This window comes from Pelotomaculum propionicicum (genome assembly GCF_004369225.1).
Taxonomy (GTDB): Bacteria; Bacillota; Desulfotomaculia; order Desulfotomaculales; family Pelotomaculaceae; genus Pelotomaculum_B; species Pelotomaculum_B propionicicum.
Genome location: NZ_QFFZ01000033.1, coordinates 25,580 through 42,735 on the forward strand (window position 1 = coordinate 25,580; position 17,156 = coordinate 42,735).

The 17,156-nt window shown below is 50.2% G+C and carries 17 protein-coding genes; all 17 read left to right on the top strand.

Going from position 1 to position 17,156, the window contains the following annotated elements; translation table 11 throughout:
* Positions 1–11 precede the first annotated feature (11 nt).
* Positions 12–1,325 (top strand): pyrimidine-nucleoside phosphorylase, encoded by a 1,314-nt coding sequence (locus Pmgp_RS13265; protein WP_134214469.1) that lies wholly within the window; start codon positions 12–14, stop codon positions 1,323–1,325.
* Between the two features lie 379 nt (positions 1,326–1,704).
* Complete coding sequence (locus Pmgp_RS13270) at positions 1,705–2,886, top strand: D-alanyl-D-alanine carboxypeptidase family protein (RefSeq protein WP_243119847.1); 1,182 nt, start codon at positions 1,705–1,707, stop codon at positions 2,884–2,886.
* A 189-nt stretch (positions 2,887–3,075) separates the two neighbouring features.
* Positions 3,076–5,301, top strand: a complete 2,226-nt coding sequence (locus tag Pmgp_RS13275; RefSeq protein WP_134214470.1) for a HelD family protein — start codon at positions 3,076–3,078, stop codon at positions 5,299–5,301.
* Positions 5,302–5,407: 106 nt separating this feature from the next.
* A complete protein-coding gene (spoIIAA, locus tag Pmgp_RS13280; protein WP_134214471.1) occupies positions 5,408–5,746 on the top strand; it encodes an anti-sigma F factor antagonist in 339 nt (112 codons plus the stop codon).
* 12 nt (positions 5,747–5,758) lie between these two features.
* Entirely contained in the window at positions 5,759–6,208 is a 450-nt protein-coding gene (gene spoIIAB / locus Pmgp_RS13285; RefSeq protein WP_134214472.1) for an anti-sigma F factor, read from the top strand.
* 15 nt (positions 6,209–6,223) lie between these two features.
* Positions 6,224–6,994: an RNA polymerase sporulation sigma factor SigF gene (gene sigF / locus Pmgp_RS13290; protein ID WP_134214473.1), complete on the top strand. Its 771-nt coding sequence runs from the start codon at positions 6,224–6,226 to the stop codon at positions 6,992–6,994.
* Between the two features lie 223 nt (positions 6,995–7,217).
* Positions 7,218–7,412, top strand: coding sequence for a dodecin family protein (locus tag Pmgp_RS13295; RefSeq protein WP_134214474.1), 195 nt, complete (start codon positions 7,218–7,220; stop codon positions 7,410–7,412).
* 81 nt (positions 7,413–7,493) lie between these two features.
* The gene (gene spoVAC / locus Pmgp_RS13300) at positions 7,494–7,949 is read left to right on the top strand and encodes a stage V sporulation protein AC (RefSeq protein ID WP_134214475.1); all 456 of its coding nucleotides are present in this window, start codon (positions 7,494–7,496) and stop codon (positions 7,947–7,949) included.
* Between the two features lie 10 nt (positions 7,950–7,959).
* Complete coding sequence (gene spoVAD, locus Pmgp_RS13305) at positions 7,960–8,973, top strand: stage V sporulation protein AD (RefSeq protein ID WP_134214476.1); 1,014 nt, start codon at positions 7,960–7,962, stop codon at positions 8,971–8,973.
* Positions 8,974–8,986: 13 nt separating this feature from the next.
* Complete coding sequence (gene spoVAE / locus Pmgp_RS13310; RefSeq protein ID WP_134214477.1) at positions 8,987–9,343, top strand: stage V sporulation protein AE; 357 nt, start codon at positions 8,987–8,989, stop codon at positions 9,341–9,343.
* Between the two features lie 8 nt (positions 9,344–9,351).
* Positions 9,352–9,951, top strand: coding sequence for a stage V sporulation protein SpoVABEA (spoVAEA, locus tag Pmgp_RS13315; protein WP_134214478.1), 600 nt, complete (start codon positions 9,352–9,354; stop codon positions 9,949–9,951).
* Entirely contained in the window at positions 9,911–11,461 is a 1,551-nt protein-coding gene (locus tag Pmgp_RS13320; protein WP_243119848.1) for a spore germination protein, read from the top strand. The genes spoVAEA and Pmgp_RS13320 overlap by 41 nt, the downstream gene beginning before the upstream one ends.
* Before the next feature lie 24 nt (positions 11,462–11,485).
* Complete coding sequence (locus tag Pmgp_RS13325; protein ID WP_345789150.1) at positions 11,486–12,466, top strand: acyl-CoA dehydratase activase-related protein; 981 nt, start codon at positions 11,486–11,488, stop codon at positions 12,464–12,466.
* Positions 12,467–12,780: 314 nt separating this feature from the next.
* A complete protein-coding gene (locus tag Pmgp_RS13330; RefSeq protein ID WP_134214481.1) occupies positions 12,781–13,881 on the top strand; it encodes an acyl-CoA dehydratase activase-related protein in 1,101 nt (366 codons plus the stop codon).
* Positions 13,882–13,884: 3 nt separating this feature from the next.
* Entirely contained in the window at positions 13,885–14,862 is a 978-nt protein-coding gene (locus Pmgp_RS13335) for an acyl-CoA dehydratase activase (protein ID WP_134214482.1), read from the top strand.
* Between the two features lie 92 nt (positions 14,863–14,954).
* The gene (locus tag Pmgp_RS13340) at positions 14,955–16,313 is read left to right on the top strand and encodes a TrpB-like pyridoxal phosphate-dependent enzyme (protein WP_134214483.1); all 1,359 of its coding nucleotides are present in this window, start codon (positions 14,955–14,957) and stop codon (positions 16,311–16,313) included.
* 416 nt (positions 16,314–16,729) lie between these two features.
* The coding region (locus tag Pmgp_RS13345; RefSeq protein WP_205078033.1) for a hypothetical protein at positions 16,730–17,156 on the top strand (427 nt) is incomplete at its 3' end.

Here is a 17,156-nt window from a genome sequence, read left to right on the forward strand (position 1 = left end):
GAAAAGTCACTATGCGCATGTATGACCTGATTTTAAAGAAGAGAGAAGGCCGGGAACTGACCACGGCTGAAATAAACTATTTTATCAGCGGCTATAACTGCGGGCAAATTCCCGACTACCAGGCCGCAGCCCTATTGATGGCAATTTTCTTTCGCGGCCTGAACGAACGGGAAACAGCAGAACTGACCATGGCCATCTGCGACTCTGGTGACCGGGCCGATCTTTCAGGCATACCCGGGATTAAGGTGGACAAGCACAGTACCGGCGGGGTAGGGGACAAAACCACCCTGGTGCTGGTCCCCCTGGTCGCTGCCGCAGGGGTGCCTGTGGCCAAAATGTCCGGCCGGGGGCTGGGCCATACTGGCGGCACTGTGGACAAATTGGAATCGATACCGGGCTTCAACGTGACGCTCCAACCGGCGCAGTTTATTGAACAGGTGCGCGGGGTCGGCGCCGCGGTTGTGGCACAGACGGGCAACCTGGCCCCGGCGGATAAAAAGTTATATGCCCTGCGGGATGTCACGGCTACCGTGGAAAGCGTGCCTCTCATCGCCAGCAGTGTAATGAGCAAAAAGATCGCTGCTGGCGCTGACGCCATTGTCCTTGATGTGAAGGTGGGCAGCGGGGCGTTTATGAAGGACACAGCAGGCGCTTTCAAGCTGGCCCGGACCATGGTGGAGATTGGCAGCCAGGTCGGCCGGCGAACCGTGGCGCTGATTACCGACATGGATCAGCCGCTGGGGCGCGCTGTTGGCAACGCACTGGAAGTTAAAGAGGCGATTGACACCTTAAAAGGCGCCGGCCCCCCGGACCTGCTGGAATTATGCCTGGTCCTGGGATCGACCATGCTCTTACTGGCCGGGAAGTCGGCCAGCCTGGAAGAAGGCAGGTCACAGCTGAAAAATCTGCTGGCGAGCGGCAAGGCACTGGAGAAATTTGAAGAATTAATCTCCGCTCAGGGCGGGGACCCGCTTGTAACCAGTGAGTTTAGTCGCCTGCCCGCGGCAAAATCAGTTCAGGAAATACCCGCGCCTTTATCCGGCTATGTCCAGTCAATCAACGCGGCGGAGGTGGGACACTCAGCCATGTTGCTGGGCGCCGGCAGGGAAAAGAAAGAAGCGCAGATCGACCTGTCTGTAGGCCTGGTACTAAACAAAAAAGTTGGCGACTCTGTACAGGCCGGGGAAAGCCTGGCGACAATACACGCCAACAACCTCGGACAATTGGATGTAGCGAGAGAAACCATCCTGCAGGCCTACACCATCGGGCAGAAGAAACCTGAACCAAGACCGCTGCTAATCGGCACCGTGCCCGAAAGAATTTAAAAATATGATTATTCCTTTTACTCAGTAACAACTTAAGATAGTCTTGTAAGTCTTCTGTCAACAAACAAATTGACAGGATTTACAAGATTATAAGGATTTACATGATTTTATAAACAAATGAAGACTTATAATATTTATTCCTTTAATATTGAAACCTTTTAAAGTTGTATTGAAAAACTTTTGCAAATAGGAATTCTAAATAAAAATTTGATTTTATAATCCTGTTAATCTTCTAAAATCCTGTTAATCCTGTCAATTTGTTTTATTTTTACATTGAGCTAGTAAAAGGTTCCTCTGCTGTTTTTTTGCCTGGCGTATAAGTTTACTCCCCTAAAAACATAATAAAAAAACGACAAAGATGATGAGGGGGAATATACTGTTGGGCAAGAGAGGATATATAAGTTTTTTAATTGGGCTGATAATTTTTAGTTTTACTCTGGCGCAGGCTGCCTGGGCGGCGACGGAAACAGACAAGGCTAAAAAAACTAAGGATAATACGCCGGCTGTTTTAGAAACAACGGCGCAGTCGGCGGTTGTGCTGGAGCCTGTAACTAATAGAATTATCTATGAAAAAGAGCCGCATAAACAGCTGCCCATGGCCAGTGTAACCAAACTGATGACCCTGCTTTTGGCCACGGAGGCCGTAGACCAGGGGAAGTTTAAACTTAACGATAAAGTTATAACGAGTGAGAATGCTTGGGAAATGGGTGGCTCGCAGATTTATCTCGAGCCCGGTGAAGAAATGAGCCTGTGGGAGCTGCTCCTGGCCGTAGGCCTGCAGTCCGCCAATGACGCCAGCGTGGCAGTCGCGGAGCATATCGCGGGCAGTGAGGAGGCGTTTGTCCAGGCTATGAATGATAAGGCCGCTTCTCTCGGCCTGGTGAACACCCATTTCGTTAATTGCCACGGGCTTACGGCAGATAACCATTACACCAGCGCTTACGACATGTCTATAATCCTGAAAGAAGGATTGAAGAGCCCGCTTTTCCGGCAGATTACCGCTACTAAGGAATATGACCTGCGGGGCGGCGCCTTTAAGCTTTGGAATACCAACAAAATGCTCTGGTGGTATGACGGAGCCGACGCGGGCAAGACCGGCTGGACCGAGGCGGCCAACTATTGCCTTGCCTCGTCCGCCGAGAGAAACGGCATGAGGTTAATCTGTACAGTGCTGGGAACAGCAGAGCCGAAAAGTCACTTCAGAGAGTCCACCAAGCTGCTTGACTACGGTTTTGCCAGGTTTAAAGCGGTAAACTTTGCCGAGCAGGGCGCCATTGTGGGCACGGTCAGGGTCAGCAAAGGCAAAACCACCAGTGTGGAGGCGCTGGCGGCGGAAAAGGTAGGTGTAGTGGTGCCTAAAGGAGAGGACAAGGGATATGAGTCCAAGGTGGAGCTGCCGGAGTATATCAGCGCGCCGGTACGCAAAGGACAGGAGATAGGATCGTATGTTGTAACCAAAAACGGGAAGGAAGCTTTAAGAGTTAAATTGGTGGCAAAGGAAGACGTGGCAAAAGCGTCGATTATGCAGCAAATGAGAAGAGTGATTGACAGTGTTTATTAAAAGGAGGCCCTAAACTAATTTAATTTATAAGTATAATTGCACATAAAAAAGATATTCAAGACTTTACTTGAATATCTTTTTTTAATATAATAAAAAGATATACATTATCATGGAATTTATTCTATTTTTCATAATAATTTTATCACAGATAATATATTATGTCAAGTATAAAATGGAGTGTGATTATTTGTGAGTTATGCTGAAGAATTGCGGGAAGAGACTGAGTATCTTGATAATACACTAGCTTTTCTTGAAAAACAATTGGAAAATGAAATTAACTCTTTACCCGGCGCCAGGCAAAAACTTATTAACCTGCGTAAGGATATGTGGGAGAATACAGTCCATTATACAAATGACTTTACCAGGCTCACAGAAATTAACCAGTATCTTGCGGAAGTAAATATTCAAACTGCATACTACGTAAATAACCGCAATAAGATCGAAAAGTATAAAAAGTTACTGGATTCACCTTATTTCGGAAGATTTGATTTTATCGAGGATGGTACGTTTGATAGAGAAAAAATATATATCGGTCTTGACAACGTTGCGGACCCCAAGACAAACAGGTTTTTTGTCTACGACTGGCGCGCACCTGTCTCCAGCATTTTCTACCGCTTTGAACTGGGCAGGGCGTACTATAAAGCGCCTGCCGCAACAATTTCAGGCGATGTGGTTTTGAAAAGACAGTATAAGATTCATAACGCCAATTTAAAATACTTCTTTGACTTCAGCATCAGGATTAATGATGAGATACTGCAGGAAGTTTTAATCCGCAACTCATCCGCCAAGATGAGAAATATAGTTGAGACTATTCAAAAAGAACAAGACTTGATTATCAGAGATAATAAGAGTGAACTGTTGATTGTGCAGGGTGTCGCGGGTAGCGGCAAAACCTCTGTGGCCCTGCACCGGATTGCCTTCCTGCTGTATGACGGCCTGAAGTCAAAAATAAACTCAAGTGATATTATCATCATTTCACCTAACGCAATTTTCAGCAAGTATATTTCAAGTGTCCTGCCTGAACTGGGTGAGGAAAACGTAAGGCAGGCAACCTGCGACGAAATTTTCTCAAAGACTGTGAATGGGCGGTTGAAAACCGAAACAAGGTCAGAGCAGCTGGAATATTTAATTTCTTCCCAAGGCACTGAAGAGGGAGATATAAAAACACAGAGCATCGCATTTAAAGGTTCAGAGGTTTTTAAAGAAATTCTCGACAGGCTGATCAGGCACTGGGAAAGGCACATGATTATTTTTGATGACATTTATTACGACGGCACAACCATTGAGACCAGGCAGCTGCTCAAAAACCGTTTTTTGAACAACAAAATTGGCATGCCTGTGGCTAAAAGGCTCAAGAGGATGGAGAATATGGTCTTGGAAAAAATACATCCCCTGCAGAAGAAGAGCCTGGGTAAGATTGAAAAAATAGTGCAGCAGTCTGATGGCCATGATTTTGAAATCAAACCATTCAGCCGGCTGCTATCAATTAAGAGATCCAAAATATTTTTAGAAAAGCTCCGCAAGGTCACCCGTGTTGATTATACAAACCTGTACAGGGAGCTTTTCAATAAACCGGGGCTTCTCTTGAAACTGGCGGGCGGCCTGGAATTGCCGGCTGAAATAGAAAAAATCACGGCCTTGACCAGGAAGACGCTAAACAGCGGCAAAGCCGCATATGAAGATTGCGCTCCGCTCCTCTATCTTAAGCTAAAGGTTGAAGGCGGAGATTTGTATGCTGTGGAGCAGGTGGTAATTGATGAGGCGCAGGATTATTACCCTCTGCAGTACGAGGTTTTCAAGCTCCTTTTTGGTAGCGCCGGTTATACACTGCTGGGGGACATCAACCAGTCCATAGAAAATAAGGAGCGGCCCGCACTGGATGTCTCTGTAACCGGTATTTTCGATAAAAGAAAAACGGTAAGATTCACTCTTAAAAAATGCTACAGGTCTTCATTTGAGATCAATAATTTTGCACAAAAGATTCTAGGTGAAGGAAACGACTCTATTTCCTTTGAGAGGCATGAAGCCGAACCAGAGGTCGTTTTTAGGGAAACCCAGGCGGAAATTGAACATGCTTTAACGGCAAAGGCGAGTGAGTACCTTAAACAAGGGTATGGTTCCATAGCGGTGATAACCAAGACCGCGCGGGATGCCCGCGACATTTATGAAAAGCTTAAAGATTCAAACAGGATCAAGCTTGTTGACGCCCCTGAGGCTGAGATAGAAAAAGGAATCCTGGTTATTCCCGCCTATCTGGCCAAGGGCTTGGAATTTGACGTGGTGCTGGTGCATGACGCTTCCAGTGCAAACTACTCAACCGGGCTGGACCGAAAACTGCTGTATATTGCCTGTACCAGGGCGCTGCACAGGCTGGCGCTATTTTACACGGGAACAAAAAGTCCTTTTATAATTTAAATCCAGATGGCTGCCGCATGTTTCCGGAGCTTGCCTTTTTAAAAAATATTTGGTAAGATTTAGCAAATGGGTTTCTTCAATCAACTGAAATGAAAGGGGAGTTTTAGTGTTACTGGATGTTGAAATAAAAAAAGACACCCTCGTGGTCCGGCCCAGTGGTGAACTGGATCTGGGCGTGGCCGACCGCTTCAGAAGAACCCTTGATGAGACGCTTGACAGGGGGCAGGCAAGAAATCTGGTGTTTAATATGGCCAAAGTGTCTTTTGTTGACAGTTCTGGATTGGGTGTGCTGCTGGGACGGTATAAGCGCATATCCAAAAATGGAGGAAAAGTTTTTATAGTTTCACTGCAGCCCCAGGTGCGGAAAGTTTTTGATCTTTCCGGGCTCCTGCGCATAATGTCTGAGTACCGCAGCGAGAATGAGGCGCTGGAGAAAATCGGCTAGGAGGGTGGTAAAGTGCAGTTTATCAATCATATGAAACTTGAGTTCCTGAGCATACCGGCCAATGTCGCTTTCGCCAGGGTTACGGTGGCGGCCTTTGCCTCCCAGCTTGATTTTACGCTTGCGGACCTGGAAGAAATAAAGGTTGCCGTATCTGAAGCAGTGGGCAATTCAATTGTCCATGGCTATGGAAAGGCGCCTGACTGTTTTGTCAGGATCTATGCTAATTTGACCCAAGATGCCCTGGAAATCAGAATCGAAGACGAGGGCAAGGGCATTGAAGATATAAAAATGGCCCTTCAGCCTGCTTTTTCGACCGATGCTGAGCGTTTGGGGCTGGGATTTGTGTTTATGCAGTCTTTTATGGAGAATTTCCGGGTTGAGTCAGCACCCGGCCGGGGCACTAAAGTAATGATGAGCAAAAGCGTCGGCGCCAGGATCGCCAGAGCCAGTTCGGGTCAATAGTCGGGAGATGGAAAAATGAGCAGCAGGTTGGTTGAAATGAACCTGCCCCGCTTTCCGCTGCTAAAAGACAAAGAAATGAAAGAGCTGCTTAAGAAAGCTAAAGCTGGTGAGGTTTATGCGAGGGACAAGTTGGTTAACTGCAACTTGAAACTGGTCTTTAACATTGTCAAACGTTTTCAAAACCGGGGCTATGAACTGGAAGATTTGTTTCAAATCGGCTGTATCGGCCTGATGAAAGCCATAGATAAATTTGATCTCAGTTATGATGTGAAGTTTTCCACCTACGCCGTTCCTATGATTGTTGGCGAGATCAGAAGGTTCTTAAGAGATGACAGCCCGGTCAAGGTCAGCCGCTCCCTGAAAGAAACGGCTTATAAAATACAGCAGGTCAGAAGCCTGCTCACATCCCGTTTGGGAAGGGAGCCTTCCGTGGGGGAGGTAGGCGCTGAAATGAGCTTATCGAGAGAGGAAGTTGTCAACGCGTTGGAAGCCACCCAGTCGCCCACATCGATTTATGAGACCCTGCACCAGGATGACGGCGATCCAATCTACCTGCTGGACCAGTTAAAAGGCGAAGAAAATGATGACGCTCTGGAAAGCATCTCAATTAAAGATCTGTTGGACAACCTGCCGGAAAGGGACCAGTATATCATAAAGATGAGGTTTTTTGAAGATAAGACCCAGTCGGAAATAGCCGGGAAGCTCGGCCTTTCCCAGGTCCAGGTCTCCCGCCTGGAAAGGCAGGCCCTGAAAAAGCTCAAGGAACTCATGGGGAGAAGTGAATAACAGAATACAGGAGACAGAAGTCAGAAGTCAGAATATAGAAATATCTAATAAAAAAATTCTGACTACTGACTACTGAATTCTGAATCCTAATTCTTAAACTTTAATACCGCCCTGCGGAAGGGTGGTTTTTCCATCTTTAAACAAAGTGTGGGGGAATTTGTATAAAACTAATAGGCTCAACGTATAATACCAATTGCTTATAAAAATTAAGGAGGCAAAAGTTATGCATGTTAAAGTATCTGAACTGGTGGGAGAATCACAGGACAGCTGGAAGGGCGCCGTTCAGTCGGCCATATCGGAAGCTTCAAGAACTATGAAAAATATTGTCGCCGTGGAAGTGGTTAACTTTACCGCTAATGTCGAGCACGGCCGGCTGGTTGAGTACAAGGCCAATGTAAAAATCGCCCATACTGAATAAAAAGCAGAGGACACCGGAAGGTGTCCTTCAGACTGTATAAGGATAAGTCTTCGGGGGAAAATGAAATAGAGGTGAACTAAGATGTCAGAGGCGATAGTTTCTGAAAAACAAAGAAAGGAATACGCGGCAATCGTCAGCCGGGTGAAGCCGAAACCCAGAGTGTGGCGGAATATGTTCTGGGCTTTCGTGGTGGGCGGTTTGATTTGCCTGATCGGTCAGGTCTTTTACAACTATTTTCTCAGTCTGGGTTTGAGCTTAAACCAGGCAGGCGCCGCAACCTCCTCGTCGCTTGTCTTTATAGCAGCGTTTTTAACCGGTCTGGGTCTTTATGACGAGGTAAGCAGGTTCGGCGGGGCAGGCGGTATCGTCCCGATCACCGGTTTTGCCAACTCTATGGTTGCCTCTGCCCTGGAATACCGCGCCGAAGGGCTGATCTTCGGAGTCGGCGCCAGGCTGTTTACTATTGCCGGCCCGGTGCTGGTCTGGGGCATTACCACGGCCTGGGTGGCGGGGATTTTATATTATTTCTTCAGATAGGGGTGGGATATTGGGGGTATTTAAAAAAAACGGCAGTCAGACAGTCTGGTTTGAGAACCCGCCTGTAATCATTTCCACCGCGTCTGTAGTAGGACCCCAGGAAGGGGAAGGTCCGCTGGGCAAGACCTTTGACAAGGTTTTTTATGATACTTACTGCGATGAGGAAACCTGGGAAAAGGCGGAGCAGCGGCTGATGCTCGAAGCTATGAAAAAGGCCCTGCAAAAAGCCAACCTGCAGGAAAAAGATATAGATTTTATGCTGGCCGGAGATTTGTTAAACCAGATTGTCAGCGCAAATTTTACAGCCAGTGCCTTGTCCATACCGTTTTTAGGATTATATGGCGCCTGTTCCACCATGTACGAAGGCATGGCGCTGGGAGCGATGCTGATTGACGGCGGTTTTGCCGCAAGGGTCCTGGTCGGCGCCTCCAGTCATTACAGTACAGCTGAGAGGCAGTTCCGCTTTCCCACGGAATTAGGCGTGCAGCGGCCGATGACCGCCCAGTGGACGGTTACCGGCGCCGGAGCGGTGGTACTGGCCGAAAAAGGAAGCGGTCCGGTGATCACTCACGCCACCATCGGCAGGGTTATCGATATGGGGCAGGCTGACCCGCAGGATATGGGCGCCGTTATGGCCCCCGCCGCGGCCGACACCATCGTACGGCATTTGCAGGACACCGGGCGGGCATACGATTACTACGATCTTATTTATACCGGTGACCTGGGGACTTATGGCAAAAAGCTGGCGGACCATCTGCTCAGGCAGCAAGGCTATGACATCTCAGATCGCTTTACTGACTGCGGCATTTTAATTTACAGCGGCGCACAGGATGTCCACGCCGGAGGCAGCGGCTGCGGCTGCTCGGCGGTAGTCACCTGCGGCTACCTGATCGAGAAGCTTAAAGATGGCAGTTATAAGCGGCTGCTCGGGATTGGCACAGGGTCGCTCCATAGTCCCTGCAGCGTACAACAGGGCTCAACGATACCCGGTATTGGGCACGCGCTTGTGATTGAAGCCCGTTAAGGAGGGAATATCAATGGCATTTTTTTGGGCTTTTGTAATCGGCGGAGCTTTATGCGTAATCGGCCAGCTGTTAATGGACCTGACCAGCTACAAATTTACCTCGGCTCATGTTTTAGTAACTTTTGTCACGGCCGGTGCAATTATCAGCGCGTTTGGCTTATACCAGCCGCTGGTGAAACTGGCCGGCGCCGGCGCCACGGTGCCGCTGACCGGGTTTGGTCACCTGCTTGCTCAGGGCGCGCTCAACGGGGTAAAAGAAAATGGCATTCTTGGCGCCTTCAGCGGGGGGGTAACGGCTGCTGCCGCCGGTATCACCGCGGCAGTGGTATTCGGTTACCTGGCGGCGCTTGCTTTTAAGCCAAGGGGGTAGGGGGTAGGTTGGGCGCAGCCAAAAGGAAGGTAATCCTGATTACGGATGGCGACAGTATAGCGAAAAAGGCGGTGGAAACAGCCGCGTGTAATGTGGGAGCGCGCTGTATATCCTGTTCGGCCGGCAACCCTACCACCAAGTCGGGCGAGGAACTTGTTAACTTAATTAAAACAACGCCGCATGATCCGGTAGTGGTAATGCTGGATGACCGCGGCTACAACGGCATGGGCCGGGGTGAAACGGCCATGGCCTATATTGCCGCTCACCCTGATATCGAGGTGCTGGGCGTTCTGGCTGTGGCCTCCAATACCGAAAACGTGAGCGGCTGCAATGTTGACCTCTCGATCAACAGGAACGGGGATCTGATTGCAGGCTCGGTGGATAAAATGGGTCAGCCCACGGAGAGAGTGCTGGAAGGCGATACGGTGGAGGTAATCAACAGCCTGAACATTCCGCTGGTGATCGGCATCGGTGATATCGGCAAAATGGATGGTTTGGATGAGGCGGACAGGGGGGCGCCTTTAACTACCAGGGCGTTAAAAACTATCTTGGACAGGAGTGGTTTCAATGTTATGGTCCAAAAACAGTATGAAAGAAAAAAAACCTGAAGAAAAGGAAAAAACCAGGATTAGCCAGAGTTTGGATGAAAACATTGAGCTGCTGGATGCTCAGATGGGTATTAAGAAAAACTTTGATGTTTTGACCCGGCAACTGGTCATAGGGGGTAAAAACGTCACTTTACTTTTTGTGGACGGACTGACCAACGACCAGATAGTGACGCTTGTTCTCCAAAACCTGACCAGGCTTGACCATGCGGACATGGTCCCCGACAGTATAAAAAAATTGTTCAGGGGCAGCCTGGGCTACACTGAAGTCGAAGAAGTTGAATACCTGGAGGACATCGTCACCAAGGTGCTGTCTGGTCCTCTGGCCATCCTGGTCGACGGATCCAGCAAGGCCCTGATCATGGACGCCCGGATTTATCCCATCCGCAGCCCGGAGGAGCCGGACCTGGAAAGAGTGGTGCGCGGTTCCAGGGACGGTTTTGTGGAAACGCTCGTGTTTAATACCGCTTTGATCAGAAGGCGGATCAGGGATCCCAAGCTGCGCATGGAGTATTTCCAGGTGGGAATTCGCTCCAAGTCAGACGTAATTGTCTGCTATATAGAGGACATTGCCAATCCCGACCTGGTCGACAGCATCAAGGAGAAGATAGAGTATATAAAGATAGACGGTATCCCTATGGGGGAAAAGTCGGTGGAGGAACTGATCTCACCAGGCTCATTCTGGAACCCCTTCCCCAAGGTGCGCTATACCGAGAGGCCGGACGTAGCCGCCATGCATTTGCTGGAAGGACACGTGCTGGTGCTGGTGGACACCTCACCCAGTGTGATCATCACACCTGCTACCTACTTTCATCATCTCCAGCACGCCGAGGAGTACCGCCAGAACCCGACAGTGGGTGTGTACCTGCGCTGGGTCCGTTTTTTAGGTGTGGCGGCGTCCCTGTTTTTACTGCCGCTCTGGTTTCTTTTTGCCAGCAGCCCCGGTTTGCTGCCCCCGCAGTTATCTTATATTGGAATCAGCCAGCCCTCCGAGATACCGCTGATAATTCAGTTTATTCTGGCTGAAATTTCGATAGACATGATCAGGCTGGCCACAATTCACACGCCTTCCGCCCTGGCCACCTCAACGGGTATTATCGCCGCTCTCTTAATCGGCGAGCTGGCCACCAGGGTCGGCCTGTTTGCCCAGGAAGTGATTTTATACACAGCCATTGTAGCGATAGGCACCTTTTTAACTCCAAGTATCGAAATCGCCAACGCCAACCGGCTGGTCCGCCTGTTTTTGTTGATCGTTACCGCCTTGTTCAGGGCGCCCGGCTTTATCTTCGGGGTAGCAGGGATACTGGTATTTCTTGCTCTGAATAAGTCCTTCGGCATCCCCTACCTATGGCCGCTGGCGCCGTTCAACTTGAAAGCGCTGGCCAGCATTGTGGTCCGCATGCCTGTCCCGGTGCGCAACACCAGACCAAGTATTTTAAAACCGATTGACCGCGACCGCCAGGTGCTGGCCGCTCCAGCCAGGAAACCTTCCGGCGGGGGAAAAAATAAATAGTGCGGAGGGGGGCTCTATATATCATTGAAAATCGGCATACCAAGGGTGCTTTTATACTATTACTATTACCCTATATGGCGGGTTTTTTTTGAAGAACTCGGCGCTGAGGTGGTCCTTTCGTCCCGCTCCAGCAAAGGAGTGCTGGTCAAAGGCCTGAAAAGCGCCGTGGATGAAGTATGCCTGCCTGTGAAACTGGCTTTCGGCCATGTTCTGGACCTGGCCGGCAAGGTTGACCTGATTTTTTTGCCGAGAATGGTGAGTGTGAAAAAACACGAGTACATCTGTCCGAAATTCCTTGGGCTGCCGGACATGATCCGCTGTCTGCGGGGGCTGCCGCCCCTGATTGATGTCAGCGTTAACTTGCATAAGAAGAAAAGCAACGCTTATGCCGCCGCTCAGGAGGTAGGAAAGATCTTTACCGGCAGCCATCTGAAAATATGGACGGCCTACCGGCGCGCTCTAACCGTACAGAAAAAATATTTCAGGCTATTGCATTTGGGGCTGATGCCGCCTGAAGCTATAGCGATCATAGAGGACCAGGTCAAAGAAGAGCCGCTGCCGGAGTCGGAGGATATGACCATAGCTTTAATCGGCCATCCATATAATATCTATGACTCCTATATCAGCATGGACCTGATCGGGCGCCTGCGCAACATGGGAGCAAAGGTGGCAACAGCGGAACACCTTAAGGGTCAGGTAGTAAGCAGAAACGCCACCCGACTGCCGAAAAAACTCTTCTGGACCCTGGGCCAGCGCATGATTGGGGCTGCTTGCCATTACCTCGAAAGGCCGGAGGTGTGCGGCATGATCCATGTGGCCGCCTTCGGCTGCGGCCCGGACTCTATGACGGGCGAACTGATTGAACGCTACGCCCGCGCCGCCGGCAAGCCCTTTTTAAACTTGACCCTGGACGAACACACCGGCGAGGCCGGAGTCATAACCCGGCTGGAAGCCTTTTGGGATATGGTGAACTGGAGAAAAACAACAGAGGCGTTCGGGACGTGAGAAGTGGGAAATGAGAAGTGAGAAGTGGGAAGTGAGCCGTGGGAAATGGGAAATGGGAAGTGGGAAGTTGTAGGTGCGGCTTCAGTCGGCTAAGGTCAGGGGACACTCCTCAATTTCAGGAATTCCTTTTACTGACGAGGAATGTCCCCACTGGAGTGTTCTGATAAATCTGAACCTACAAATTAAAAAACCAAAGGAATGCAGTATATAATCACGTCTCACGGCCCACGTCCAATATCCCACGACTCAAATGGAATGCAGAATATACTCACGTCCCACGTCCAACAGCCCACGACCAAATTTGGAGGTTAATCATGCGTGTAACTTTTCCTCATATGGGGAATTTATATATTCCTGTCAAAGCGATGCTAGATCACCTGGGTGTTGAAGTGGTAGTGCCGCCGCCTTCAAGCAAAAAAACGCTTAGTCTCGGCGCAAAGTACGGGCCGGAATTTGCCTGCCTGCCCATGAAGCTTAATTTGGGCAATTTTATAGAAGCCAGAGAACTGGGGGCTGACACCATTATTATGGCAGGCGGGCGCGGCCCCTGCCGTTTTGGCTACTACGCCCAGATCGAACATACAATTTTGCGGGATATTGGGTGTGATATGCAGCTGATCGTGTTTGAGCCGCCGGAGCGGCACTTTTCAGAGCTGCTGGTTAAAATCAAACAAATATCCGGCAGCCGTTCCTGGTGGCAGGTGATCCAGGCCGTCCGCTTCGGCTACCAGAAAGCCAGGGCCGTGGATGAAGTGGAGATGGCTGCCTTAAAGTCCCGGCCCAGAGAAGTGACACCTGGTTCAACCGATACCGCCCAGAAAGAGGCGCTACATTTAATTGAAGCGGCCTCTTCCCGCAGTGAGCTGACGGAAGCAATAAAAAAGGCCGGTGCCATTATGTCTGAGGTTAAAGTGGAGAAAAACAAGCCGGTTGTAAAAATAGGCGTGGTCGGAGAAATCTACACCCTGCTCGACCCTTTTTCCAACCAGTACCTGGAGAGGCGGCTCGGAAAACTTGGGGCTGAGGTCAACCGCTCCATTTACCTCAGTGAGTGGGTCAACGACCATATATTTATGGGATTGGTTAAAGGGATGAGGTCAAGGAAAGAAACTTGCGGGGCAGCCTTTCCCTACCTGCGGCATTTTGTGGGCGGGCACGGACAGGAAACCATCGGCAGTTCGGTGAGTTACGCCCGTTCGGGATACGACGGGCTGATTCAGGTTTTGCCCTTTACCTGTATGCCGGAGATTGTAGCTGAAAGCATACTGCCTGAAATGAGCGCTGACTACGGCATCCCGGCCATGACCCTGATTGTGGATGAACATACCGGTGAAGCGGGCACATTGACCCGACTGGAAGCTTTTGTGGACTTGCTGGAGCGAAAAAAAGAGACAAGGGAGGCTCTGTATTCATAAATAATGAATGGATATCTGGGGGTAGACGTTGGTTCAGTCAGCACCAATATCGTTTTCATGGATGAAGGCGGTGTGGTTTTCGAGGCTATCTACCTGAGAACACTGGGGCAGCCCATTGCCACCGTGCAGAAAGGCTTGCGTGAACTGGGCGGCCGCCTGCCCGCCGGTACAAAAATCAAAGGAGTCGGCGCCACCGGCAGCGGCAGGAACCTGATCGGTGTGATTATCGGAGCTGACGCGGTTAAAAATGAGATAACCTCCCATGCCGTCGCCACTTCCCAGGTGGTGCCTGGCGTGCAGACTATCCTGGAAATAGGCGGGCAAGACTCAAAGATCATCATTCTGCGCAACGGGGTAGTTTCGGATTTCGCCATGAATACTGTTTGCGCCGCAGGCACCGGCTCATTCCTGGATCAACAGGCGGCGCGCCTGAACATCAGCATCGAGGAGTTCGGGGAAATCGCCCTGCGGGCCGCGTCGCCGGTCAGAATTGCCGGGCGCTGCGCGGTTTTTGCGGAGTCAGATATGATCCACAAGCAGCAGATGGGCTGCAGCCTGGCTGATATATTGGCCGGGCTGTGCGAGGCACTGGTGCGCAATTACCTTAATAATGTGGGCAAGGGCAAAGAGATCTTGGCCCCGGTGGTGTTCCAGGGCGGTGTGGCCGCCAATGTCGGTATGATCAGGGCTTTTGAAAAGGAACTGGGGCTGCCCGTCAAGGTGCCTCCCTATTTTAACGTAATGGGGGCGGTCGGCGCGGCGCTGTTGTCCAGAGAGGCGGTGGCCAGAAAGGGGCCAAGCTGCTTTAAGGGCTTCAGGGTGTCCGAGATGGATTTTAGAACAGGGAGCTTCGAGTGCTCCGGGTGCTCCAACCTTTGCGAGGTAATTGAAATAAAAGAAGAAGGGGACACTATAGCCCGCTGGGGAGACCGCTGCGGCAAATGGAGCAGCGTGGTGCGAAGGGAAGAAAAAATCAGCTAATTTAAGACAATATATTGCTTTCGCCGGATTTTATTTGATAAAATGACTTTAACTATTTCCATAATTCCAGAGTGGAGAGGAGAAAAGAAGAGATGAGTGAAAAAACCAAGATTCTGCTGAAGGAAAAGCACATGCCCAAGGCCTGGTACAACATTATGGCGGATATGCCCAACCTGCCCAAGCCGCCACTGCACCCAGGCACCAAACAGCCTGTGGGCCCGGACGACCTGTCGCCTATTTTCCCAATGGGCCTGATCGGGCAGGAAGTGACTCAGGAGCGCTGGGTGGAGATCCCGGAGGAAGTCCAGGAGATCTACCGCCTCTGGCGGCCGACGCCACTGCACAGGGCCCATCGCCTGGAGAAAGCCCTGGATACACCCGCTAAGATTTACTACAAGTACGAAGGCGCCAGCCCGGCCGGCAGCCATAAACTGAACACTGCCGTGCCGCAGGTTTACTACAATAAAAAGGAAGGCATCAAACGGCTTGCCACCGAGACAGGCGCCGGCCAGTGGGGTGTGGCCCTGTCCCAGGCCTGTAACTTCTTTGGCCTGGAATGCACCGTATACATGGTTAAGGTCAGCTACCACCAAAAACCATACCGCCGGACCATGATGCAGATTTTTGGATCAGAGGTCTTTGCCAGCCCTAGTGAGCACACCAATTCGGGCAGGGCGATCCTGAAGGCCGATCCTGATTCCCTGGGCAGTCTCGGTATCGCCATCAGTGAAGCGGTGGAAGACGCCGCCGGACGCGGTGACACCAACTATGCCCTGGGCAGTGTTTTGAACCACGTAATCCTGCACCAGACTGTGATAGGGCTTGAAGCTAAAGAGCAGTTAGAAAAGGTGGATGCCTACCCGGATGTGGTAATAGCCTGCTGCGGCGGCGGCAGCAACTTTGGCGGGACAGCTTTCCCCTTTGCTTATGATAAAATCGTCAAAGGCGCCAAAGTGAAGCTGGTAGCTGCTGAGCCCAGCGCCTGCCCCACACTGACCAGGGGACACTTTGGCTACGACTTCGGGGACGTGGCTGGATTTACGCCGCTGCTCTGGATGTACACGCTGGGCAAGGAATTTATGCCTCCCGGCATTCATGCAGGCGGCCTGCGCTACCATGGCGACTCGCCCCTGCTAAGCCAGTTGGTGCACGACGGCATCGCCGAGGCCAGGGCTTTCGGCCAAACCGCTGTATTTGAATCAGCCCTTGTTTTCGCTAAAAGCGAGGGGATCATCCCTGCTCCCGAATCCTCCCACGCCATCCACGCCGCTGTGCAGGAAGCGCTGGCGGCCAAGGAGGCCGGTGAGGCCAGGACTATACTTTTCAACCTCTCAGGCCACGGTCTGCTCGACCTGCCATCCTATGACACTTATCTGGAGGGTAAACTGATAGATTACCCCCTGCCTGAGGAAAACCTGAAAGAAGCGCTTAAAAAGCTGCCTCAGGTTTAAGGAAAGCAAGTTGGTTAGCGGGGCGCCCCAGCCGGAGCGCCCCTTATTTATGGCATTTATTAACGTCCAAAAATTTAGCACAACAAATTGACAGGATTAACAGGATCTTATTGGATTAACAGGATTTATAAGTGCCATAATTAAGTGTTGGTTTTATAGTTTATAGTCTTTTATAGTTATAAGGGGTGAACCACCCTATTAATTTAAAAATTATTAAATCCTGTAAATCATCCTAATCCTGTTAATCCTGTCTACATGTTTTTTAGCGTTCCCCAGAGCTGACGCATGAATCTAAAGATTTATAACTGACAAGGTTTATAAGAGTTGGGGAGAAAAAGTTTTTCGCAAAATAGCACTGGACACCACAAAATAAATATGAGACAATAGTGTGGGAAATTTTAAAAAGGAGCCACACTATGACGATACATGAAGATTGGCCTGAGGAAGTTCTCTTGAACGGACGCATTTTTACAAGGGAAGAACTGGAACACATTAAGGAAGTGATCCGGTTGTTTCCCCGGTTGAGTCAAAAGGAATTGGCGCATACGCTATGTGAAACCCTGTCGTGGTATGGACCAAACGGGAAACCAAAGCTGGAATCTTGCCGCGAGTTACTGCGAAAGCTGGAGGCGAAGGAATGGATTCGCCTTCCGGAAAAAAGAAAGGCGACTTCTTCAGGGAAAGAAACAGTCATCATCGGAACTGCTACCGAACCAGAAGAGGAACTAAGAGGGAGTGTGTCGGCGTATGCTCCCATCCAACTAGAGCCGGTACGGGTTCAAAAAGAGATTCGTCTGTGGAATGAATATGTCGAACGTTATCATATGCTCGGATACAGGCGTC

Bases quoted from the DNA above. Each gene is read 5' to 3' on its own strand.
- Pmgp_RS13265 (WP_134214469.1), top strand. From the start codon at position 12: ATGCGCATGTATGACCTGATTTTAAAGAAGAGAGAAGGCCGGGAACTG.
- sigF (WP_134214473.1), top strand. From the start codon at position 6,224: ATGAGCAGCAGGTTGGTTGAAATGAACCTGCCCCGCTTTCCGCTGCTA.
- Pmgp_RS13295 (WP_134214474.1), top strand. From the start codon at position 7,218: ATGCATGTTAAAGTATCTGAACTGGTGGGAGAATCACAGGACAGCTGG.
- spoVAC (WP_134214475.1), top strand. From the start codon at position 7,494: ATGTCAGAGGCGATAGTTTCTGAAAAACAAAGAAAGGAATACGCGGCA.
- spoVAE (WP_134214477.1), top strand. From the start codon at position 8,987: ATGGCATTTTTTTGGGCTTTTGTAATCGGCGGAGCTTTATGCGTAATC.
- Pmgp_RS13320 (WP_243119848.1), top strand. From the start codon at position 9,911: ATGTTATGGTCCAAAAACAGTATGAAAGAAAAAAAACCTGAAGAAAAG.
- Pmgp_RS13330 (WP_134214481.1), top strand. From the start codon at position 12,781: ATGCGTGTAACTTTTCCTCATATGGGGAATTTATATATTCCTGTCAAA.
- Pmgp_RS13335 (WP_134214482.1), top strand. From the start codon at position 13,885: ATGAATGGATATCTGGGGGTAGACGTTGGTTCAGTCAGCACCAATATC.
- Pmgp_RS13340 (WP_134214483.1), top strand. From the start codon at position 14,955: ATGAGTGAAAAAACCAAGATTCTGCTGAAGGAAAAGCACATGCCCAAG.